This window comes from Rheinheimera sp. 1928-s, assembly GCF_029269265.1.
Lineage (GTDB): Bacteria > Pseudomonadota > Gammaproteobacteria > Enterobacterales > Alteromonadaceae > Pararheinheimera.
The window spans coordinates 155,304-176,892 of the sequence record NZ_JARIXP010000003.1 but is presented as its reverse complement, the minus strand read 5'-3'; the positions used below and the strand labels follow the sequence as shown (position 1 = coordinate 176,892).

At 47.0% G+C, this 21,589-nt stretch carries 17 protein-coding genes; 12 read left to right on the top strand and 5 right to left on the bottom strand.

Annotated elements, in window-relative coordinates; all coding sequences use genetic code 11:
- Positions 1-168 precede the first annotated feature (168 nt).
- Together P3C17_RS08505 and P3C17_RS08500 are read left to right on the top strand one after the other, a co-directional pair.
- Entirely contained in the window at positions 169-2,445 is a 2,277-nt protein-coding gene (locus tag P3C17_RS08505; protein ID WP_300929023.1) for an EAL domain-containing protein, read from the top strand.
- A gap of 72 nt (positions 2,446-2,517) precedes the next feature.
- The gene (locus tag P3C17_RS08500) at positions 2,518-2,931 is read left to right on the top strand and encodes a DUF4377 domain-containing protein (RefSeq protein ID WP_300929022.1); all 414 of its coding nucleotides are present in this window, start codon (positions 2,518-2,520) and stop codon (positions 2,929-2,931) included.
- 10 nt (positions 2,932-2,941) lie between these two features.
- Here the strand turns inward: P3C17_RS08500 and P3C17_RS08495 are convergent, their stop codons facing one another.
- The gene (locus P3C17_RS08495) at positions 2,942-4,126 is read right to left on the bottom strand and encodes a hypothetical protein (RefSeq protein ID WP_300929021.1); all 1,185 of its coding nucleotides are present in this window, start codon (positions 4,124-4,126) and stop codon (positions 2,942-2,944) included.
- A gap of 189 nt (positions 4,127-4,315) precedes the next feature.
- Between P3C17_RS08495 and sstT the strand changes: the two genes are divergently transcribed.
- The 8 genes from sstT (at position 4,316) to P3C17_RS08455 (ending at position 13,276) form a co-directional block, all read left to right on the top strand.
- Positions 4,316-5,542: a serine/threonine transporter SstT gene (gene sstT / locus P3C17_RS08490; RefSeq protein ID WP_300929020.1), complete on the top strand. Its 1,227-nt coding sequence runs from the start codon at positions 4,316-4,318 to the stop codon at positions 5,540-5,542.
- 253 nt (positions 5,543-5,795) lie between these two features.
- Entirely contained in the window at positions 5,796-7,214 is a 1,419-nt protein-coding gene (gene cysG, locus P3C17_RS08485) for a siroheme synthase CysG (RefSeq protein WP_300929019.1), read from the top strand.
- 49 nt (positions 7,215-7,263) lie between these two features.
- Positions 7,264-8,178 (top strand): sulfate adenylyltransferase subunit CysD, encoded by a 915-nt coding sequence (gene cysD, locus P3C17_RS08480; protein ID WP_300929018.1) that lies wholly within the window; start codon positions 7,264-7,266, stop codon positions 8,176-8,178.
- Entirely contained in the window at positions 8,178-9,596 is a 1,419-nt protein-coding gene (cysN, locus tag P3C17_RS08475) for a sulfate adenylyltransferase subunit CysN (protein WP_300929017.1), read from the top strand. The genes cysD and cysN overlap by 1 nt, the downstream gene beginning before the upstream one ends.
- Positions 9,597-9,598: 2 nt before the next feature.
- Positions 9,599-11,335 carry an SLC13 family permease gene (locus P3C17_RS08470; RefSeq protein WP_300929016.1) on the top strand — a complete coding sequence of 579 codons (1,737 nt, stop codon included), beginning with the start codon at positions 9,599-9,601 and terminating at the stop codon, positions 11,333-11,335.
- A 9-nt stretch (positions 11,336-11,344) separates the two neighbouring features.
- Positions 11,345-11,938, top strand: coding sequence for an adenylyl-sulfate kinase (cysC, locus tag P3C17_RS08465; protein ID WP_300929015.1), 594 nt, complete (start codon positions 11,345-11,347; stop codon positions 11,936-11,938).
- A complete protein-coding gene (gene cysQ, locus P3C17_RS08460) occupies positions 11,938-12,708 on the top strand; it encodes a 3'(2'),5'-bisphosphate nucleotidase CysQ (RefSeq protein ID WP_300929014.1) in 771 nt (256 codons plus the stop codon). The genes cysC and cysQ overlap by 1 nt, the downstream gene beginning before the upstream one ends.
- Positions 12,709-12,892: 184 nt before the next feature.
- Complete coding sequence (locus P3C17_RS08455; RefSeq protein ID WP_300929013.1) at positions 12,893-13,276, top strand: hypothetical protein; 384 nt, start codon at positions 12,893-12,895, stop codon at positions 13,274-13,276.
- A 15-nt stretch (positions 13,277-13,291) separates the two neighbouring features.
- Here P3C17_RS08455 and P3C17_RS08450 read toward each other — a convergent pair whose 3' ends face one another.
- The 3 genes from P3C17_RS08450 to P3C17_RS08440 all read right to left on the bottom strand — a co-directional run bounded on the left by P3C17_RS08450 (position 13,292) and on the right by P3C17_RS08440 (position 15,937).
- Complete coding sequence (locus P3C17_RS08450; protein WP_300929012.1) at positions 13,292-13,459, bottom strand: hypothetical protein; 168 nt, start codon at positions 13,457-13,459, stop codon at positions 13,292-13,294.
- Positions 13,460-13,470: 11 nt separating this feature from the next.
- The gene (locus P3C17_RS08445; protein WP_300929011.1) at positions 13,471-14,415 is read right to left on the bottom strand and encodes a lysylphosphatidylglycerol synthase domain-containing protein; all 945 of its coding nucleotides are present in this window, start codon (positions 14,413-14,415) and stop codon (positions 13,471-13,473) included.
- Between the two features lie 175 nt (positions 14,416-14,590).
- Entirely contained in the window at positions 14,591-15,937 is a 1,347-nt protein-coding gene (locus P3C17_RS08440; protein ID WP_300929010.1) for a sodium-dependent transporter, read from the bottom strand.
- Positions 15,938-16,207: 270 nt separating this feature from the next.
- Here P3C17_RS08440 and P3C17_RS08435 point away from each other — a divergent pair, with 270 nt between their 5' ends.
- Positions 16,208-17,722 carry a thioredoxin-like domain-containing protein gene (locus P3C17_RS08435; protein WP_300929009.1) on the top strand — a complete coding sequence of 505 codons (1,515 nt, stop codon included), beginning with the start codon at positions 16,208-16,210 and terminating at the stop codon, positions 17,720-17,722.
- 57 nt (positions 17,723-17,779) lie between these two features.
- On the top strand, positions 17,780-18,472 hold the full coding sequence (gene rsuA, locus P3C17_RS08430) for a 16S rRNA pseudouridine(516) synthase RsuA (protein WP_300929008.1): 693 nt from the start codon (positions 17,780-17,782) through the stop codon (positions 18,470-18,472).
- Positions 18,473-18,536: 64 nt separating this feature from the next.
- Here rsuA and P3C17_RS08425 read toward each other — a convergent pair whose 3' ends face one another.
- Positions 18,537-21,464 (bottom strand): TonB-dependent receptor, encoded by a 2,928-nt coding sequence (locus tag P3C17_RS08425; RefSeq protein WP_300929007.1) that lies wholly within the window; start codon positions 21,462-21,464, stop codon positions 18,537-18,539.
- Positions 21,465-21,589: the final 125 nt, after the last annotated feature.

Here is a 21,589-nt window from a genome sequence, read left to right as displayed (position 1 = left end):
CCATTGAACGGCCAAATAATACCAATTATCGACTTTGTCCCTTAAGTGAATAAAAATAACTTGTAGTTAACAAGCCTAACCATTACATTCGTCCGGTTGAAAAGCCTGCTAGAGGCCGGTGACATCAGAGCCTGAGCAGGCCTGATCAATGGAATGGGGGATCGGCATGTGGAGTGGTTAGGTCGTTTTTTACGGCTGAGGGCTCAGGATTTAGGCAGCGCTGATAGTGCGTTCTGGCAACAAAGTGTGCTGCGTATTATTGTGCTGTCAGGGCTTTGTCTGGTGTTTGCGATCGTGCTACACAGCTCCTGGCAGGCCTGGCAAATGGGCGCTTATCATGTGATAGCTATCACCGTTTCTTTTTACCTGGCATTAGTTTCAACTCTGTTTATTTCCAGCCGTTATGTCAAATTCAGTGCCGCTGCTTTGCTGGCCATAGTAGTACTGGCCGGGCTCTGTATTTTAGTACTGGTGGATAACTTTGAGCTGGGCAAACTTGGCATCATTTTTATTTACACCTTGCCGATGATCAGTCTGATGTTTTTTGGCTTCAGAACTGCTTTAGTCTTTATGGCGCTGAATTTTATTCCTTTTATCTATCTGCTACAAAACCAGGCTCCGGGTCATCTGCTGGGTTGGTCTATTACCTTGCCTGCCAGTCACAGTTATTTGCATGGCTTATTGTTTTTGTTTTTTAATGTGTGCCTGCCTTTGGCTGCCGCCCGTGTGTTCAGCACCTTAAAACGTAGTGCTGTGCAACTGACAGAGCTGAATCAACATCTGGCACAAAGCCATGATTATTACGAAGAATTGTTTGAACATAATGGTTCTGCCACTGTGCTGGTAACAGCTTCAGGCGACATCATTAAATGCAATAGCCTGGCGTCCCAGCTGTTGGGGCTGGAGGCTGAACAACCAGCTAATTTATTGTCTTTGCTGAACTTTGTGCAGGACAGTCAGTTGCAAGGCCATTGGCTGAAAGGCAAAGTGGAATGTAATTTAAAAAGTCGGCCTGAGTCCAGTCTGGTTTTGAAGCATGTCATGTTGACCCGATCGGGCCATCATGTGGTGAGCCTGCAGGAAATCAGCGCTCTACGCCAGTTGCAGCAGCAATTAAAACAAAGCCAGAAAGCGCAGGACAGCTGGCTGCATTATGACGGTTTAACCTGTTTACCTAATGTGGCTGGTTTTACCGAACTGGTGAACTACAAGCAAGAGCAGTTAGCGCCTCATGAGTTTGCACTGGTGGCTATTATCCGCTTGCGTCATGTCAAAACCCTGAATCAGCAGTATGGTTATGAATTTGGCAGCCAGTTATTACAACATTTCTCAAAAGTAGCGAAAGCCGCTTTGCCCTCTGATGCAGTCTTGGCCAGAGTAAGGGGCGTGAAGTTTGCGCTCTGGTTAAAAGGCGATCTCAATGTGCTGGATCCAAAGCAGTTGGCTGAAGCTATTGCCAGTCAATTGCCGGTTGAGCTGACAGTGGGGCCTTACACAGCGCGTATGAGTTATCAGTTTGGCGTTAGTTTTACTGAGCGGCGTGACAACCAGAATGCTCAGCAGTTAATTGAACAATGTGAATTGGCTTTAGAGTTATCCAGCCCAGGCCAGGCCGTTAGTTTTTATGATCAGCAACAAGCCCGGCAACTGGAACAGGATTATCAACTGCTGAATGCGTTTCGCGACGCGATACGGCAAAAGCAGCTGGAACTCTGGTTACAACCTAAGGTTGACCCGCAAGGAAAGATTCAGAGTTTTGAAGCCTTAAGCCGCTGGTTTATTGATGGAGAGGCCATAGCTCCGGACAGTTTTGTGCTGATGGCAGAACGCCATGGTCTGATGACGATGTTTTCCCGTTTAGTGCTGCAACAAAGTGTCAGCATTTTGCAAAGCTGGCAACAGCAGGGCTTGTTATACCCTATTGCTATTAATCTGGGCGGACCTGAGCTTCTGGACGACAGTTTTTTTGCTGAGTTGATGAGCCACAGTGCCGATCATCCCTGGTTAACCCGCTACCTGCAGTTAGAGATCACCGAAACCAATATAGCGGTGCAACAACCTTTATTACACAAACGTTTAAAAGCGCTTCATCAGTATGGTTTTAGTATTTCCATCGACGATTTTGGTACTGGTCATTCATCCTTAAGCCAGTTGGTGGATTGTCCTGCCGATACCATCAAAATAGACCGACGTTTTGTCAGCTGTATTCCTCAGGACAGCCGCACTGTGCGTATTTTGCATACCACTATTCAACTGGCCAAAGCCTTAAATCTGAATATAGTGGCCGAAGGGGTAGAAAACGATATACAGCGCCGTTTTCTGCAAAGCCTGGGCTGCCAGCTGATGCAAGGCTATTTATTTGGCCGCCCGGCCCCTGCGTTGTATTGGCAAAACTTGTTGTTGCCCAGACTGCCAGAGCTGGAGTTTAGTTCTAAACACGCATAAGGATATGCTGTTCAGTTTCTGTCCATTTTTGTTCGATAGACTGAATGAAACATTAAATTAGGGACGATACTTATGTTAAGCAAATGGCTGGTGTTACCTACTTTGCTCGGTGCACTGATGTTTTTCACTGTAACCGGCTGTACTGAATCGACACGATCTGCTGAACCTCAGGTTGCTGTAAAGACACCAAATGAATCCGGTGTCTATCCCCCGGTTCTGACTGAGAACACTGAAGCTACACTGATCCTATGGGTGGCCGCTGAAAAACGTGAATGTATGGCGGTAGGGCCTACCGAATGTTTGCAAGTTCGTTACAACCCCAATGAAGACTGGCAACTGCTGTATGGCGATATTGTTGGCTTTGACTACCAACCTGGTCAGGTGTATCAGTTGGAAGTCAGCGAAGTGATTATCGCAGAACCTCCGGCGGACGCACCGGACCGGCAATGGATATTGCGGCAAATTATCAGCAGTCATGCTGAGTAACACACTCTTGTTAAGGGCGTTGCTGCATGGTTTTCCTGTGCTGCTTTAATGCGGCCAGCTTGGTGTTATACAACTTCAGCCGCTCTGGTTCATAAGCATAGTGTATCGCCTGCTCCACCAGTTTTTGTGCCGCTCTGAAGTTTTGCTCCTGCAGGTACAGCCGAATAAGCGCCAGGTTAGCATTGTGCAGATAAGGTGCTTTTTCCAGTAATTTTTTATAGTAGAGTTTGGCATGACTGAACTGCTGGTTACGCTCTGCATCTATGGCTAAAGCCAGCCAGGCATAAGGATTGTCATCATCGTGACTCATAATTTGCTGATTAATTTTTTCCAGTAACTGCTGGTTGTCTGTTTTCGCGGCCAAGTCGCGGTAATTGGTCAGTAAGGTGATCTGGTTGTCCTGAAGTTGCATGCCATAATCAAACCACTGCAGTGCTTCAGCAAAGGCTTTTTTCCGGTGATACATCAATGCAACCATATTCACTGCCGGGGTGTAGGTCTGATCCTGTTGCAGTGCTTTTTGACTCAGAAAAAAAGCTTTGTCACTGTCGCCCTGTAGCAGAGCATCAGCAGCAAGATTGTTGTATAGCATGGCGTGAAAACGCGCTGAGCTGATGTTTTCTCCAACGAAATCAGAGTTTTCCGGGAAATAGTCTATAACCAGAGCCGCTCTTTGCAGCACCATTTTTCCTTTTTGGGGCGGGGCAGCTTCTTTGTATAAATAGGTGCGGATATGATTGGAACTGATAAAGATATTATCTTTGTAGTCAATAAGAGGTTCCTGATAAATTACTTTGTAACCCACCTCTATGTTCACCAACTGTGCCAGCGCAGAAGTCAGTAGTGCCAGCGTCATGCAATTGCCTCTGAACTGCTCCATGGCAACCTGAGCTGGGTAATTGGCCCCTTCGTAATTAAAGTACATCAGTTTATTTTGCAGAAAGTTGTACAGCCGTTGCTCTGCCGGGTGAGCCGCTTGTGCTGCACTATGGAAATAACTCAAAAAATCCTGCTGCTGTTTATCATTCAGATAAAAAAGCTGCTCCAGTTCTGGTAGATCGGCTGGTGGCTGAAACAGCTCAATAGATGTAGTTGGCGGCAGTAAGCTGGCCTGGATCTGTGGATCTGTAGTTTGCATCACACAGCTTTGGGTCGTTAGCGCAGCCAACAGCAAGGCAATTCTGGTCAAATGCATAGTGTTCGAATCTATTGAGTGTTTTTAACAAACTAACATCTGTTTATACGAATTTAAAGCCAGATGTTACACAAAAGTGAATGTATGTGGTGACTGTTCAGACTTGCTCCGCCAGCAGATTCAGGGCAAAATCGGGCACTTATTCCTACAACTGTGGCGCGCACCACAGCAAAGCAACAGAGAATCCGAATGACATCCACCGCATCCCGCTCATGGCAAAAACTTCTGCAACTCGGCTTAGTGCCACAAATTATTATTGGCATTTTATTAGGTGTGCTGGTGGCCCTTGTGTCGCCAGAGCTGGCAAAAAATTTATCTTTGTTAGGTACTTTATTTGTCAACGCTTTAAAAGCTATAGCGCCTTTGCTGGTTTTTGTGTTGGTGGCTTCTGCCATAGCCAATAAACAAGCTTCTGAAGGCTCGAGCATCAAACCTGTGTTGGTGTTGTATCTGTTTGGTACTTTTTTAGCTGCAGTAGTGGCTGTATTACTGAGCTTTATGTTTCCAACGACTCTGGTGCTGACCGCTGTGCCTGAAATGATTGCAGCCCCTGAAGGTATCAGCGAAGTATTAAAAGCTTTGCTGCTGAAAGTAGTAGATAACCCTATTAACGCCTTAATTACCGGTAACTATATTGGTGTTTTAGCCTGGGCTGTTGGCTTAGGTCTGGCGTTGCAGCATGCCAGCAAAAGTACCAAGTTAGTGTTTTCTGACTTATCACACGGTGTGTCCTCTTTAGTGCGCTTTATTATCCGTCTGGCACCTTTTGGTATTTTAGGTTTAGTAGCAGATACCATAGCGACCACAGGTTTTGCTGCTTTAGCCAGTTATGGCCAGTTGATTGCCGTGTTATTGGGCGCCATGGCTATTATCGCTTTTGTAGTCAACCCCTTGTTGGTGTTTGCCAAAACCGGCTCTAATCCTTACCCGCTGGTGTTTACCTGCTTACGCGAAAGTGGTGTGACTGCCTTTTTTACCCGCAGTTCGGCCGCTAATATTCCGGTCAATTTACAATTGTGTGAAAAACTGAAACTCAACGAAGAAATCTATGGCGTATCTATTCCGCTGGGCGCCACCATCAATATGGCGGGTGCCGCTATTACCATCACAGTGCTGACATTGGCGACTGTAAATACCCTGGGCATTGAAGTAGATTTTGCCAGTGCTATTTTATTAAGCTTGCTGGCTGCGGTTTCTGCCTGCGGTGCTTCTGGTGTGGCTGGTGGTTCTTTGTTACTGATTCCGCTCGCTTGTAGCTTATTTGGCATTCCAAATGAAGTGGCAATGCAGGTAGTCGCTACTGGCTTTATTATTGGAGTCATTCAGGACAGTGCTGAAACTGCTCTGAATAGTTCGACTGACGTGGTCTTTACTGCGGCTGTGTGTCAAAGCTCGGGTCAGAGCCCTCGGCTCTGACCCACAAGTACAAAACAACAACTCACTAAAAATGGGGTCAGATCACATTAGTTACGCATAACTAATGTGATCTGACCCCATTTTTTTCCCTCTATTCCATTTAGTTATAAGAGATCGATATCCATTATTGTAAAAAAGACGTTTAGACGTCTAATATGCAGGCTCGAACGAAAAAGCTTTGATTGAGGTATTCACTCTAACCAAATCAGAGCATAGTTGTATCAAAGTGCTGTCTATACAGCAGGAGCCTCAATTGCAGTATTTGCCTATTTTTGCCCAATTGAAAAATCGCCCGGTTTTGCTGGTGGGTGCAGGTCATGTGGCATTACGTAAGGCCGGTACTTTACTGAAAGCTGGTGCCCGTTTAACTGTAGTGGCGACTTACTTTGCCGATGAATTCGTCGAGTGGCAGCAACAAGGCAAAGCGACTTTAATTGAAAGCCGTTTTTCACCAGAACATATCGACGGTCACGTGCTGGTGATAGCCGCCACAGATGATGATGCCGTCAATCAGTCGGTGTTTGAGGCTGCTGATGCGCGCAATATTCTGGTTAATACTGTGGATGACCAGCCGAACTGCAGTTTTATTTTTCCTGCCATTATCGACCGCAGCCCTATTCTGATTGCCATTTCCAGTGCTGGCACTGCTCCCGTATTGGCGCGGCGTTTACGTGAAAAACTCGAAGCTATTTTGCCAGCCCATTTAGGCCCGCTGGCACAGTTGGTGGGTTCTTTTCGCGATAAAGTAAAACAAAAGATTTCAGGTTTTGCAGGTCGTCGCCAGTTTTGGGAGCGGGTATTTGACTCCTCCATAGTGCGTGAAGTGCAAGCCAACCGGCTGGATGTCGCTCAGCAGCAATTAGAAGCTTTATTAGAGCAGGAGATTCCGACTCAGGGTGAAGTCTATTTAGTAGGTTCTGGTCCTGGCGATCCGGAACTTCTGACGTTAAAAGCATTGCAACTGATGCAACAGGCTGATGTGGTGGTGTACGACTATTTGGTCTCAGAGCCTATTATGCAGCTGGTGCGCCGTGATGCTGAATTGGTTTGTGTAGGTAAAAAAGCAGGTGCGCATTCGGTAGCGCAGGAAGAAACAAATAACTTGTTGGTTTCTTTAGCTTTATCAGGTAAAAAAGTATGCCGGTTAAAAGGTGGTGACCCTTTTATTTTTGGCCGTGGCGCCGAAGAAATTGAAGTGCTGTTACCTCATAACATTCCGTTTCAGGTGGTGCCAGGTATTACGGCCGCCGCAGGTTGCGCTGCTTATGCCGGCATTGCGTTAACGCACCGTGATTATGCCCAGGCCGTGCAGTTTGTCACTGGTCATTGCCGCAAAGATGGTGTGGAACCGGACTGGCATAGTTTAAGCAGGCCAAATCAAACGCTGGTGATTTATATGGGCCTGATGAAAGTTGAACATATTCAGCAGCAGCTATTGGCCGCTGGCCGTGCTGCAGATATTCCTGTGGCTGTGATTGAAAACGGCACCCGGCCAGAACAGCGGGTATTTACCGGACAGCTTAGCCAACTGGCCAATTTAGTGGCAGAGCATCAGGTGCAATCACCCGCTTTGCTGATTATTGGTGAGGTTGTGGCCTTGCAACAAAAATTAAACTGGTTTGGTGACATGCCTGATCAGCAGGCTCAACAGCCTTTAACCAACAGAATTTAAAGACTTTATTTTAGAACTCTTTTTTACAGACTTAATGGGAGCAGACCCTATGGGCCAGCCAGTCAAACCTCTGACACATTTACAACAACTAGAAGCTGAAAGTATCCAGATTTTCCGCGAAGTAGCGGCCGAATTTGATAATCCGGTGATGTTGTATTCCATAGGTAAAGATTCCTCTGTGCTGCTGCATTTAGCGCGCAAAGCTTTTTATCCGGGCAAAATTCCGTTTCCACTATTGCATGTTGATACCCGCTGGAAATTCCGCGAGATGATCGAGTTCCGTGACAAAGTGGCGAAACAATACGGCTTTGATTTGCTGGTGCATATCAATCCGGAAGGTGTTGCCATGGATATGAATCCATTTACCTACGGCAGCTCCAAACACACAGACGTGATGAAAACTCAGGGCTTAAAACAAGCACTGGATCAGTACGGTTTTGATGCAGCTTTTGGTGGTGCGCGCCGTGACGAAGAAAAATCCCGTGCCAAAGAGCGGGTCTATTCATTCCGCGACCAACACCACAGGTGGGACCCGAAAAATCAACGCCCTGAGCTGTGGCATACCTACAACGGTCAGGTGAATAAAGGCGAAAGTATTCGTGTCTTCCCGTTGTCGAACTGGACTGAGCTGGATATCTGGCAATACATCTATCAGGAAAAAATCGACATAGTGCCACTGTATTTTGCTGCTGTGCGTCCTGTGGTTGAACGTAACGGCACGCTAATTATGGTGGATGACGAGCGTATGCCACTGAATCCGGGTGAAAAACCAGAGCAAAAGCTGGTGCGTTTCCGTACTTTAGGTTGTTACCCGCTGACCGGTGCTATCGAGTCTTCTGCTGATAGCCTGACAGGTATTATTGAAGAGATGCTGTTGTCGACCTCCAGTGAGCGACAAGGCCGGGTGATTGACCACGATTCCAGTGGTTCTATGGAAAAGAAAAAACGTGAGGGGTATTTCTGATGTCAGTCGCCAATGAATTAGCCCAAGTAGGCATTGAGCAGTATTTAGAGCAGCAACAGCATAAATCGCTGCTGAAGTTTTTAACCTGCGGCTCGGTCGACGACGGTAAAAGTACGCTGATCGGTCGTTTATTGCATGACAGTATGCAGATTTATGAAGACCAACTGGCTGCTTTGCATAAAGACAGCAAAACCCATGGCACCACAGGTGAAACTATAGATTTAGCTTTGTTGGTCGATGGCTTGCAGGCGGAGCGCGAGCAGGGCATTACCATAGATGTGGCCTACCGCTATTTCTCCACAGATAAACGTAAGTTTATTATTGCCGACACCCCTGGCCATGAACAGTACACCCGCAATATGGCGACAGGCGCCTCGAACTGCGACCTGGCTATTATTCTGGTCGACGCCCGTTATGGCGTACAAACCCAAACTCGCCGCCATAGTTTTATTTGTTCTTTGCTGGGCATTAAGCAGTTTGTCGTTGCTATCAATAAAATGGATTTATTGGGTTTTGATGAGCAGCGTTTTGAGCAAATCAAACAGGACTATCTGCAATTTGCTGCGCAGCTGAATGTGCCTTCGATTCAGTTTGTGCCGTTGTCTGCGCTGAATGGCGACAATGTGGTGCATAGCTCAACACAAACGCCATGGTATCAGGACGGTCCTTTATTAAGTCTGCTGGAAAAAGCCCCTGTGACAGGTTTTAACTGGCAAGCCGAAGCCCGTTTACCAGTGCAGTATGTCAGCCGCCCTAATCTAAACTTCCGTGGTTTTGCCGGTACTATCGCCAGCGGCAGCTTTAAAGTGGGTGATGCCATAGTGGCGTTACCTTCAGGCAAAGGCTCCACTATTAAGTCTATTGTTACTTTTGATGGCGAATGGCAAGAAGCTGTTGCAGGTCAGGCGGTCACGCTAACGCTGAAGGATGAAATCGATATCAGCCGGGGTGATGTGATAGTGCCTGCTGTGCATCATGCGGCAGTATCGAATCGTATTCTGGCCAAAGTAGTCTGGATGCATGAAGAGCCGCTGCTGATTGGCAAAAGCTACAACATCAAACTGGCGACAAAAAAGGTCAGCGGTAAAGTCACAGCTATTGCTCACAGCATTGATGTAAATACCCTGGCGGAACATCAGGCCGACAAGCTTGAGCTCAACAGCATAGCGCTGGTTGAGCTGGAACTGACCGAAGCCGTGGTGTTTGACCCTTATGCGCAAAACCGCGACACAGGTGGTTTTATCTTTATCGACCGCATCAGCAATATTACGGTTGGTGCAGGTATGGTCGACAGCGCTTTGGCCAGTGTCAGCAGTAAAGCAGAATTCTCAGAATTTGAGTTGGAACTGAATACCTTAGTGCGTAAACATTTTCCACACTGGCAGGCACTGGATTTAAGCCAGTTGAACAAAGGCTAAGTATGAGTCTGGAGCAGTACGGCGTATTCGCTATTTTAGTAGGGCTTATTGCTTTGCTTACCCTGACGCGGCTCTCCGCCGCCTGGGTTTTTGGTGCAGTGGCCGTACTGACCTATCTGACAGATTTTTTGAACGTACAGCAGTTTGCCGCCAGCTTTACCGACTCCTCGTTATTAACACTAGTGTTGTTATTGCTGGTGTCCATAGCACTGGAAAAAACCAGACTGATCAGTTGGGTGGGCCAGCAGCTTAACAACGGCGGCTTACGCACTGTGCTTGGTCGCTTGTGGATTTCGACTGCAGTTTTGTCGTCTTTTACCGCCAATACCGCAGTAGTGGCGAGCTTAATTGGTGCTATTAAACGCAGTCAGAAATTTGCACCCAGCAAGCTGATGTTGCCTATGGCTTTTGCTGCCACTTTTGGCGGCACTCTCACGCTGATAGGAACCTCTACCAACCTGGTGGTCAACAGCTTTTTAGACAAAGCTGAATTGCCTTTATTGCAGTTTTTCACCACTACAGCAGTAGGGGCTGGCGTGGTGCTGTCCGGCATGCTGATGATGTGGCTGATCGCTGACCGGCTGCCAGTCACTGAAAAAGCGGTGGAAGAAGCAGACCTGCCGTATTTCCTTGAAGCGCGTTTAAGTGAAGATTCAGTGCTGATTGGTAAAACCATAGGTGAAGCCGGGTTACGGCATTTACGTAAATTGTTTTTAGCTGAAATAGTGCGGGGTGAGCAGAATATAGCGCCTGTTTGCCCGGACGATCGCTTGCAGCAAGGTGATGTATTGCTGTTTGCCGGTGATATGGAATCTGTGGCGTTGTTGCAGGAAATTCAGGGCCTGACTTTGTATGGCCATCACAGCATGAATGGTCAGGCGTTGGTGGAAGCTATTATTAGCCACTCGTCGAGCCTCAACGGTGTGTCACTGAAAGACGCCAAATTTCGTGAAGAGTTTGATGCTGTGGTAGTTGCAGTAAAGCGTGGACAAGAACGTTTGCAGGGCGGTTTAGGCTCTATAGTGCTGCAAACAGGCGATACTTTACTGCTGGTACCTGGTAAAAGCTTCCATCAGAACAGCAAACTCAATAAAGAATTCTTATTGGTGAACGGCGTTGATTCTGCTACCCGTTTATCTTTGCGCCGCAGTTGGGGCGTGTTATCTGCTTTTGTTGCAGTGGTAGGCCTATCGATGACAGGTGAGTTGCCCTTGCTCAAAGGCTTAGTACTGCTTTTAATCGGCTTAATGGCGACTGGCATTATCAGTATGCAGGAAGTCCGACGTCGTTTTCCTTTGGATATAGTATTGATTGTCGGTGGCGCTTTGGTGTTATCGCAAGCGATGGAAAATACCGGCGTATCTGAACTGCTGGGGCAAGGTTTGCTGCAGGTGTTCAGCGGTTATCACTTGTTCTGGGCTTTAGCTGCTTTGTACTTTTTCACGTTGATCTTAACCGAATTGATGTCGAATAACGCGGCCGCTGCTTTAGCCTGCCCTTTGGCGATCAGTCTGGCCAAGGCTTTTGGTATAGACCCTATGCCGCTGATTATGGCGGTATTGTTTGGTGCCAGTGCCAGCTTTATTTCACCCTGGGGTTATCAGACCAATCTGCTGGTTTATACAGTCGGCAACTACAAACTCAGTCAGTATGTCAAAGTAGGTTTGCCTATGGCGCTGGCCTATTCGATAGCTGTGCTGACGTTAATTCCATTGTTTTTCCCTTTTCAGTCGCTGTAAGGAATTTTTATGAGTCAGGTCGTTTGGCAAAACTATCAAATCAGCCGCGCCGATCGTGAGCAACAAAACGGTCATCAGGGCGTTGTATTGTGGTTTACAGGTTTAAGCGGCGCAGGAAAATCCACAGTGGCCAACGCGTTAGAACAGGAACTGGTAAAACGTAAAGTGCACAGCTATTTGCTGGACGGCGACAATGTGCGTCATGGCTTATGTGCTGATTTAGGCTTCAGCGAAGCTGACCGCACCGAAAATATCCGCAGGGTAGGTGCAGTGGCGGGTTTAATGCTGGACGCTGGTCTGGTGGTTTTGAGCGCCTTTATTTCACCTTACCGCGCACAGCGTCAGGCTATTAAAAGCAGCCTGCCGGAAGGTAAGTTTTTAGAGATCTATATCGCCACATCTTTGGATGTATGTGAACAGCGTGACGTGAAAGGTTTGTATCAAAAAGCCAGACGTGGTGAAATCAGTCACTTCACTGGGATTTCTGATCCTTATGAAGCACCGGAGCAAGCGGATTTGACCATAGACACAGCGCAGCAAAGTCTGGAGCAAAGTGTTGATCAACTGATTGCCTTACTGACTGAAAAAGGAGTGCTGAGCTAATGTTGCAACTGACACAGGATTTACTGGAGCAAGTACGACGTATAGCTGTTGCTGCCGGCGATGCCATTTTAACTGTGTATCAGCGTGACTTTGCTGTTGAGCAAAAAGACGATGACTCGCCTTTAACCGAAGCTGATTTAGCGGCCCATCATTTGATTTTGGCCGAACTGAATAAATTAACACCCCATGTGCCTGTGTTATCCGAAGAAGCAGCGGATATTCCCTGGTCTGAACGCCAGCAATGGACTGAATACTGGCTGGTGGACCCTTTAGATGGCACCAAAGAATTTATTAAACGTAACGGTGAATTCACCGTGAATATAGCTCTTATTCAACAAGGTGAGCCTGTGCTTGGCGTTATTCATGCCCCAGTGCTGGATAAGACCTATGCAGCAGCGGAAGGTTTAGGGGCGACCCGACAACAGCATGGCTTAACTGAAACTATTAGAGTTGCATTAACACCATCAGCAGGTGAGGTGGTGAAGGTAGTAGGCAGTCGCAGTCATTACAGCGCTGATGTTGAAGACTATTTAAGCCGCTTTCCACATCATGAGCTGATAGCAGTCGGCAGCTCGCTGAAGTTTTGTTTAGTGGCTGAAGGCAGCGCCCATTTATATCCTCGTTTTGGTCCTACTATGTTGTGGGATACAGGCGCAGGTCATGTCATCGCCAAAGTAGCGGGTGCCCAGGTTGAGTATCAGGGCATTGAGAACCCGGCTTATCACAGAGAAAACTTAAAGAACCCTAATTTTTTAGTCAGTGCTTTATAGATCATCGCCTTAGACTAATTACTACAAAATAACACTGTCTTGTCTCATCAAAGCAGCCGATAATGTGTATGCCAGTCATCTGAACCGCTGTGTCAATAGACAGGCGGGTACAAGACCTGCCCCTTACAATATTCACATTGCTGGATCTGCAGGTTGATTGGGTATATAGGCATCTGAGGTGGGTATGAATCTGTTAAGTCGGTTGCACAAAGCTCCGATCCGGGTATTGCGGTTACAACGGCGTAAAAGTATGTCGCGTATTCGCTTTAGCATGATTCGGCTTCGAATGGCCTTGTCGCAGGAAACCGATGAAACCAAACGCATGCTGATTATTTATCAGCGTTCGTTGCAGGGTAAAGCCACACAAGCAGAAATGCGTTTTGCCAATCACCAGTTAGTGGATGTGTTACGCGCCACAGGATTAAGTATTTTTGCTGTCTTGCCTTTTGCACCCATCACTATTCCAATACTGATCAAAGTAGGCCGTAAGCTCGGTATTGAAGTCTTGCCAAGTTCTTTTCAGCCCAAAGCAGAGAAACCAAAAAAGCTACCGGATTACGAATCCTAGTCGGGGTGACAGAGCTTAGTGTTTTTTGTCAGCATTGCGCTTTTCATGTTGCACAATAGAGTGTTCAACAGGTGTTTTTTTACCGCGAAAAAACTGGATTAGATTGTAAGCATTAAAGCCATCCAGCAAAAGAAAGCATCCAGCTATGATTACGCCCAACACAATCAGAATCCATTCTAACAACCTTTTATCCTCTAACTTTTGCTGCTTTTAAACTTCTTCAATAACTGATCATGCTCAAACCAGACGACAAAAATCAGCGAAATAGCAAATGGGATCAGCAGATAAAACAAGCGGAATACTAATAAAGCGGCTATCACATCTGCCGGATCTACATCGGGCAAGGCCAATAAAAACATCACTTCCAGCACTCCTAAGCCACCAGGGGCATGCGACAACAAAGCCGCTGAAAAAGAGGCCAGAAAAATACCCAGCACCATAAAATACCCAGGGTTACTTTGTTCAGGTAAGGCGTAATAAATAATGGCCGCAGCTGCTAATAACTCCAATGGAGCCACTACCAGTTGTTTGCAGATCAATGAAAAACGTGGGTACTCCAGCTTGATGGTCCACAAATCGATGCAACGCTTTTTCATAAAGCTGCCCCATAAATACAGGACCACCAGAAATAGCATAGCGCCACCAAGCAATAAGGCGACCCACTCTGGCAAGGCACTGTGAAATAGCGCAGGTAAACCTGGCTCAATCAACAACACAATACCAGCCAATACAATAGTGCCCAAAGCAAAAGTAAAAGAGCAGAATGCAACCAGAATGCCTACTTCGGCAGGCGTTAAACCTTGCGAACGATAAGCTCTGTAGCGCACTACAGCACCTGAAAATACCGAGGCACCGAGGTTGTGTCCTATGGCATAAGCAGTAAAAGAGGCGACGGAAATAAAGGTCCAGGACACTTTTTTACGTAGATGAGATAATGCCAGCCTGTCGTAACCCGCTAAGGCTACATAAGCAAATACAGTAGCTAAGCCGGCCATCAGCCAGCCATGTAACGAAATGGCTTCTAAACTGCGGACTACATCGTCATACGAAATATCTTTGAGCTGTTCTACCAGCACATAGACAGAAAATGCTACAGCGGCCAATCCTATCAGTGGCCATACGTAGTCTTTTTTAATCATGGTCTTCAATCCTTGCCTGGTTACTGCTTTAGCCAGAATGGGCCGGGCAACAACATGACGGGTCTTGTTCTTGTCTGGAATTCTGCAAACAAAATTCCAGACTTTATAGTGATCACTCGGGCTTAGTTTTTACTGCCACAGCGGCTTTGGCAAGTAAAACCGCTGTGTATTGTGCTTAACTGCCTTTAATGGTCATGATGGCTACTATAGCGATCAGCACCGGAGAAACCACAGCGGCCAGTAACCAGTAAATTTTTTGCACAGCAACTGGTACTTCACCTGCCAGGATAGTTTTAATTTGTGGCCATACCCGCCAGCCAACAAAAGTCGCAGCAAACATACCACCTAAAGGCATCAGCACATTAGATGCCATAAAGTCCATCGCATCAAATGGGGTTTTTCCGAAAATAGTAAAGCTTTCCATGCCACCACCAAAAGACAAGGCAGCCGGAATACCTAACACCACATAGTTCACCGAAGCGACCAGAATAGTCGCCTTTTTGCGGCCCATACCGTATTCGTCAATCAGGAATGCCACTACAGGTTCCAGAATAGAAATGGACGAAGTCACAGCAGCAAAGAGTAACAAGCTAAAGAAAATTAAGGCTAATACCTGACCACCTGCCATTTGTGCAAACAGCGCTGGCATGGTGATAAAGGTTAAACCTGGGCCTGCGGCCGGGTCGACATTAAAGGCAAATACAGCAGGTAAAATCATCAGTCCTGCCAGCACAGAGGCTAGTGTAGCTAAACCTGCAATCCATAAACCTGCATTCACTACTTTGGTTTCAGGGCTTAAATAAGAGCCATAAGCCACCATTAAACCTGCGCCTACAGACAATGAAAATACGGCTAAGCCTAAAGCGTCCAGCACCATTTTAATGCTGAGTTTGCTCCAATCAGGCGTAATAAAATAAATCACACCTTCAATGGCACCAGGTAAGGTCAGGCTGCGCCACACCATCACCAGCATCAAGGCAAACAGAGCAGGCATCAGAATCTTACAAATACGTTCAATACCAGACTGTACCCCTGCAATCACTATCACTGCGGTGATGATCATAAACAAAGCGGTGTAAATCAAAGAGGAGGTTGGGTTCGCAATAAAGTGGGTAAAAGTATCACTCAATACTTTGGCGTCTGTGGTCAGCACTGTGCCCTGTATGGTTTGTACTATATAGGCTATGGTCCAGCCCCCTACCACACAGTAGAACCCCAGAATTAAAAACACCCCAAGTACAGATAGCCAGCCTGCGACATGCCAGTAGCCTTTGCCCATAGCACGATAGGCTGAAGTGGCTGATTTTTTGGCGGTACGGCCAATCATCATCTCTGCCAGCAGCATCACTACACCTACAGAAAAAACACAGGCCAGGTACACCAGTAAAAAAACGCCGCCGCCATTGGCGCCAGCAACATAAGGGAATTTCCAGATTGCGCCAAGGCCCACTGCAGAGCCTGCTGCCGCTAAAATAAATCCGATACGCGAACCCCAGCTGCCGCGTGTTGTAGAGTTAGTCATGCTTATCTCTTATTTAGTTATATTTTTTTGACTTGGTTGCTCTGCTGACTCATTGGTAAGACAAAATGAGCCTGGAAGTCGCAGAAGTTACACCTTGGTGCAGCAGCAAGATAGAGGAATTCCGTGGCAAAAAGCAACCAAAAATCCGCCGCTGTCATCAATCTATCGTTAAACTCAGGTTAATCAGCGCCTGTTTAATTAAAACAATGAACGAAATTGATGTTAAGACCGTTCTATATAGTGGAAGAGTTGCCTGACCAGGAGTCACGAATGCGTTTTAAACTAATCATCTGGATTTTAGTCATGACCTGTAGTTTAACCTTTGGCCTGGCTAAAGCTTCGGCCCGTACTAATAGCGTTGAGTTCCCAGCGGGCTTGCCCTGGCTGAATGTGACTGAACCTTTAACCATGCAACAACTGAAAGGCAAGGTGGTGTTGCTGGACTTCTGGACCTATGGTTGCGTGAACTGTATTCATGTGATCCCCGACTTACACAAGCTGGAACAGAAGTATGGCAATAAGCTGGCTGTGATCTCGGTGCATTCACCTAAATTTGAAAACGAAAAGCAACTCAGCACTTTAACCTCCATAGTGCGGCGTTACGGTATGCAGCATGCGGTGGTGAATGATGTTGAATTTCAGTTGTGGCGCTCTTATGCAGTGCGCGCCTGGCCTACTTTTGTCCTGATCGGGCCTGATGGCAAGTATGTGGGGCAAACCTCAGGTGAAGGCCGTTATGATGTATTGGACCAAGCGATTGAACAGCTACTAGCTGAATTTAAAGGTGAACCCAACCTGACACCTTTGCCGATTAAATTAGTGGACCCCTTAACTACTATCCTGGCAGCGCCAGGCAGTGTCACTGTGGATGAACGCTATATTGCCATCAGCGATACTTTGCACAACCAAATAGTGCTGCTGGATCATCAGGGCAAGCTGGTGAAACGTTTAGGCTCTGGCATAGCTGAACTCAAAGATGGCCATAGCGATAGCAGCGCATTTTCTTCGCCTCAGGGTTTAGTGCTGACCGACAAGGCTTTATATGTAGCAGATACAGGCAACCATGCTATTCGCCGTATAGATTTAACTACCTTTCAGGTCACAACCATTGCAGGCAACGGCGAACTGGCGTCAGGCCGTTTAGTGCCGGGCTCAACACCAACTGAAGTATCGCTGCGTTCGCCATGGGATTTAGCGCTGGATAACACCACCTTGTATATCGCTATGGCGGGCAGCCATCAAATCTGGACTCTGGATTTAAAAAGTTCAGAGCTGAAAGCTTTTGCCGGCACAGGGCAGGAAGCCTTGCTGGATGGTAAACGTCAGGACGCTGCGTTTAATCAGCCAAGCGGCTTAGCTTTAAGAAGCAATAAGCTGTGGGTTGCAGACGCAGAAGCCAGTGCGGTACGACAAATAGACCTGAGTTCTGACAAAGTAGAAACTTTAGTCGGGCAGGGCTTATTTGAGTTTGGTTTAAAAGACGGTGGCTTTAAACGGGCCTTGCTGCAACACAATAAAGATGTGGTGGTGCTGGATAAAAACACCCTGGCTGTGGCTGATACCTACAACCATAAAATCAGATTGCTGGATTTAAACGAGCAGCAGGTGATGACACTTAGTTTAGGAACTGAACTGAACGAACCTGGTGGTCTGGCGGTGTTTAATGGTGAGCTGTATATAGCCGACACCAATAACAACAGAGTTTTACGCTGGCATTTAAAAGACCAGAAATTGTCTGAAGTGCAGGTGCCTGCGTCGGCTAAGGCAGATACAAAGCCAAAGTAAGTGGAGTCTGGTCGTTTATCTGGTTACACTAAAAGCATAACAGTTGGGAAACTCAAAATGCGTTTAGATAAGTTTATTTGTGATTGTACCGGTCTGACCCGTAGTCAGGCCGGTAAAGTAATACGCCAGAAGCTGGTGACAGTGAATGGTGAAATGGCCAAACAGCCGGCCTTGCAACTCAAAGCATCCGATCAGGTGTTTTTAGAAGGCGAACAACTGCAGTTGATTGGCCTGCGTTATATAGTCCTGCACAAACCAGCAGGTTATATCTGCTCGACTGAAGATCCAGACCACAATACGGTGTTCACTTTAATGGAAGAACCTTTGATGGAGCGTCTGCACACAGTAGGCCGTCTGGATTTAGATACGACAGGTATGGTGTTGATCACGGACGATGGTCAGTGGTCACATAAAATCAGTTCGCCTAAACATCACTGCCCAAAAACCTATCGCGTATGGCTGGCCGACCCAGTGCCTGAAGCCGTCATTGCAGAATTTGCTGCAGGCATTATGTTACGTGGTGAAAAAGACTTAACTAAACCTGCGAAGCTGGAAATCATCGATCCGCATCAGGTCTTGCTGACGATCAGTGAAGGTCGTTATCACCAGGTGAAACGTATGTTTGGCGCTATTGGCAATAAAGTCGAAAAGTTGCACCGCGAACAAATTGGCGACCTGCCACTAGACCCGGATTTAGCTGAAGGTGAATACCGCTATTTAACACCTGAAGAAGTGGCGTTGTTTCGCTGAAATTGCTCCGTTGAAATAAAACAGGTCAGGTGATGGCGTTGCTCCACCACTCTGACCTTTTCTACTAGAAGCTCCAGCCTGCGGACAATTTCAACTGACGTTTGCCGCCGTTAGTGGCGTTAAAAGGGTTAGGCGAACCAAACTGATCCGAGTCAGGATTTAAGTTAAAGTTACTGTAATTATTCTGGTTAAACAGGTTCTGTATGTCGAAACGAATACGGAACTTAGAACCAGAGCTCAGGTAATCACTGCCAAACTCCTTGCTGAGTGCCAGATCAAAACGCTGGTAATCACTTTTTTCAGGTTCAGCACGGTCGAAGAAGCAGTCATTAGCGCCCTGAGTACAGTCCAGATACTCCAGAGTGGTAGCTGACGACCAGGTGTATTTCGCCGAAGCAAACATATCCCATGGCAAGTCATAACTACCGGTCAGCACAATACGGTGATCCGGTACGCCAACTGACTTGTTCCAGCCATAATCAGAAACACGTTCATAATCCAAAGCAAAGACGTCACTGAAAATGCGGTTTTCTTCCGCATCGCTGAAGGTGTAGGCCAGATTCATACCCCAGAAGTCTTGATGCGGCCGATCGATTTTCAGATAGAGGTTATTATTGCGGGTTTGTCCGTCGTTTGACGACAGGATCAGGTTGCCCCAGCCTGGTACGCCAAAAGCCCATGGCTGGCCCCAACTGGTGCCGTCGGCGAGGAAAGAGCCATTGTCGCGTCTGTTACCCAGTTGCCAGTTAAAGCCGTCTTTGGACTGAGTATGCGCAATACTGACTTCCGTATTCCAGTCGCCCCAGTTGCTGCGCATGCCCAGACTCAGTTGATCGGAGTAAGGCATTTTTAAATCGTTATGCAGCAGGAAACGTTCACCTTTGACATTGATGCTGGATAGCAGAGTGTTCAGGCCAGTCTGAGTCAGGTAGGACGGATCCCAGTTGGTACAGTTGCTGGCATTTGCATCACAAGGGTTGGCCGGGTCGCCATTGAACAAATAACTAACCTGAGCAAAGGAGCCTTTACTTTCCTCCAGCTGCACAAAGTCGAACTGCTGACGGTCATAAGAGCGGCCATAGCCACCAAACAGCGTATGATCACGGTCTTCACCCATCACATAACTAAAACCGAACCTGGGTTGCCATGCACCTTTAAAATAGCTGCGCTCCTTGCCCGTGCTGATGTAGTTATCGATAGCGTAGTTGGCATTATTCAGATTCGACCAGCCGCGCAATGCGGTTACCAGTTCGTCCGGGGTCTGATAGTTTTTATAACTTGGTGTTTTTTCGTAGTCCCAGCGGATGCCCGGATTCAGAGTCAGGCGCTCTGTGACGTCCCAGTCGTCCTGGATAAAGAAGCCCAACTGGGTATTGTTGGTTTCGACATTGCCGCCTACCGAATCTGTCGCAGGTACACCCCATTCGACCATGTAAGGTTGGTCATAATCAAACCGGCCAGGCCCGTTGATTTCGACGTTATAGAAGTACTGTGGGTTATAAGGCTGCTGTTGCAGGGTATTCAGCTTGATTCTTTTGTATTTGATACCGGCTTTCACCACATGATTGCCGTTCCAGTCTAAATCCAGCCAGCTGTAGTCATTTTGTATGGCCCAGCCTTTTTGTCCTTTATCCTGAAAGTTACGACCTCCGCCCATATTTAAGATCGATTGGCGTGTTGCAGTCTGCAATACGACACCAGGCCCATCGGTATAAGGTTTAGGATTCCAGGCCGCATCTTCATAGGTCAGACGGAGTTCATTCTGACCACTGTCCATGTAATACAGATGCTTGATATTCAGGCGGTGATCATGCACTTCACGATTTACACCATAACTTAAGGTATTGGTGCCGCCAAAATCGGCCACATCTGTTTCGTCCCTTAACTTAATGGATGCTTCCAGCGCCTGATCCTGGTTAATAGCCCAGTCCAGTTTGCCGAAAAATAAGTCTTCTTCAAAACCCGCAGTCTCACGGCCTAACAGTTGCTGTAAATCAGCAGGTAAGGTCAGCAGATTAACGCCTGCACCGCCTGGAATATCCACAGGTTCCTGAATTTGTTTACGCTCATACGACAGTAAAAAGTGCAGCTCGTCTGTCACTATTGGGCCGGACAACAACAGTCCGGCATGTTTAGTCAGCGATTCGGTTTTGCCGTTTTGTTCATTAGGTTCTGCTTCCCTTAACCCCTGATCGGTGTAATCCACAAAAAAGTCACCTTCAAACTCGTTGGTACCAGAGCGGGTGACCGCAGTAATAGCTGTACTGCCGACCTGATCAAATTCGGCTTTGTAGTTTTGGGTAATCACTTTGTATTCGCCAATGGCGTTTTGTGGGAAAGGGTTACCACGGCTGGAATCCTGACCTGTAATACCACCTTTGAGTACATAGTCTTTTTGGCTGACACCATCTAAGAACACATTGACGTTGCGTTGGTGCTGAGCGCCACCACGGATACTGATATTGCCTGCACTGTCGGTATTCATCTGAACACCTGGCGCCATATCGGCGAAGGCTAAAAAGTTTCTGTTGTTCTGTGGTAAACGGGCAATCATTTCAGGCGTAATGTTAGTGCCTACTTCACCCCCGGCAAAGCTTTCAATCCGCACACCAGTGACCGCTATTCGTTCAATGTTATCGTCGCTGCTGTCTTCCAGCGAGATATCCACAGTCGCTTTTTGGCCTAAACGCAGTTCTACCGGTTCAGTGGTGGTATCACCTACTTTGATTAACCAGATGCCAGGTTTTAAACCCACAAAAATGTACGAGCCATCTGCACGGGTTTTCGTTGTTTTGCTGCTACCACGTTCTTTGTCTGTGGCTGTTACTGTCACTCCGGCGGGTGATTGTGCCGCTGCTTGCTGAATGATTTTTCCCGCTATGGTTGCGCCTTCAATTTGTGCTGTTACCGGAGCAACTACAGCACCCCATAAGGTGGTAGCTACCGCTAACGACAGCGTATTGCGTCTAAACCAATCTGTATTTTTTTTCATTGCCTCCTCCCCTGGAGATTAGGTATCAGTAGTGTTTTTATTTCTTAAGATTCCATGAGTTTCTATGCAATACAGGTGCTTGCATCTGGTTTTTATGGGCGGTAAGCACAAGCTGTTACTACTAC

What these genes read in the sequence shown, in the direction of transcription:
- P3C17_RS08500 (WP_300929022.1), top strand. Translation starts at nt 2,518, where the DNA reads ATGTTAAGCAAATGGCTGGTGTTACCTACTTTGCTCGGTGCACTGATG.
- cysN (WP_300929017.1), top strand. Translation starts at nt 8,178, where the DNA reads ATGTCAGTCGCCAATGAATTAGCCCAAGTAGGCATTGAGCAGTATTTA.
- P3C17_RS08445 (WP_300929011.1), bottom strand. Translation starts at nt 14,415, where the DNA reads ATGATTAAAAAAGACTACGTATGGCCACTGATAGGATTGGCCGCTGTA.
- rsuA (WP_300929008.1), top strand. Translation starts at nt 17,780, where the DNA reads ATGCGTTTAGATAAGTTTATTTGTGATTGTACCGGTCTGACCCGTAGT.
- P3C17_RS08435 (WP_300929009.1), top strand. Translation starts at nt 16,208, where the DNA reads ATGCGTTTTAAACTAATCATCTGGATTTTAGTCATGACCTGTAGTTTA.
- sstT (WP_300929020.1), top strand. Translation starts at nt 4,316, where the DNA reads ATGACATCCACCGCATCCCGCTCATGGCAAAAACTTCTGCAACTCGGC.
- P3C17_RS08495 (WP_300929021.1), bottom strand. Translation starts at nt 4,126, where the DNA reads ATGCATTTGACCAGAATTGCCTTGCTGTTGGCTGCGCTAACGACCCAA.
- P3C17_RS08470 (WP_300929016.1), top strand. Translation starts at nt 9,599, where the DNA reads ATGAGTCTGGAGCAGTACGGCGTATTCGCTATTTTAGTAGGGCTTATT.
- cysQ (WP_300929014.1), top strand. Translation starts at nt 11,938, where the DNA reads ATGTTGCAACTGACACAGGATTTACTGGAGCAAGTACGACGTATAGCT.
- P3C17_RS08455 (WP_300929013.1), top strand. Translation starts at nt 12,893, where the DNA reads ATGAATCTGTTAAGTCGGTTGCACAAAGCTCCGATCCGGGTATTGCGG.
- P3C17_RS08425 (WP_300929007.1), bottom strand. Translation starts at nt 21,464, where the DNA reads ATGAAAAAAAATACAGATTGGTTTAGACGCAATACGCTGTCGTTAGCG.
- P3C17_RS08440 (WP_300929010.1), bottom strand. Translation starts at nt 15,937, where the DNA reads ATGACTAACTCTACAACACGCGGCAGCTGGGGTTCGCGTATCGGATTT.
- cysD (WP_300929018.1), top strand. Translation starts at nt 7,264, where the DNA reads ATGGGCCAGCCAGTCAAACCTCTGACACATTTACAACAACTAGAAGCT.
- cysC (WP_300929015.1), top strand. Translation starts at nt 11,345, where the DNA reads ATGAGTCAGGTCGTTTGGCAAAACTATCAAATCAGCCGCGCCGATCGT.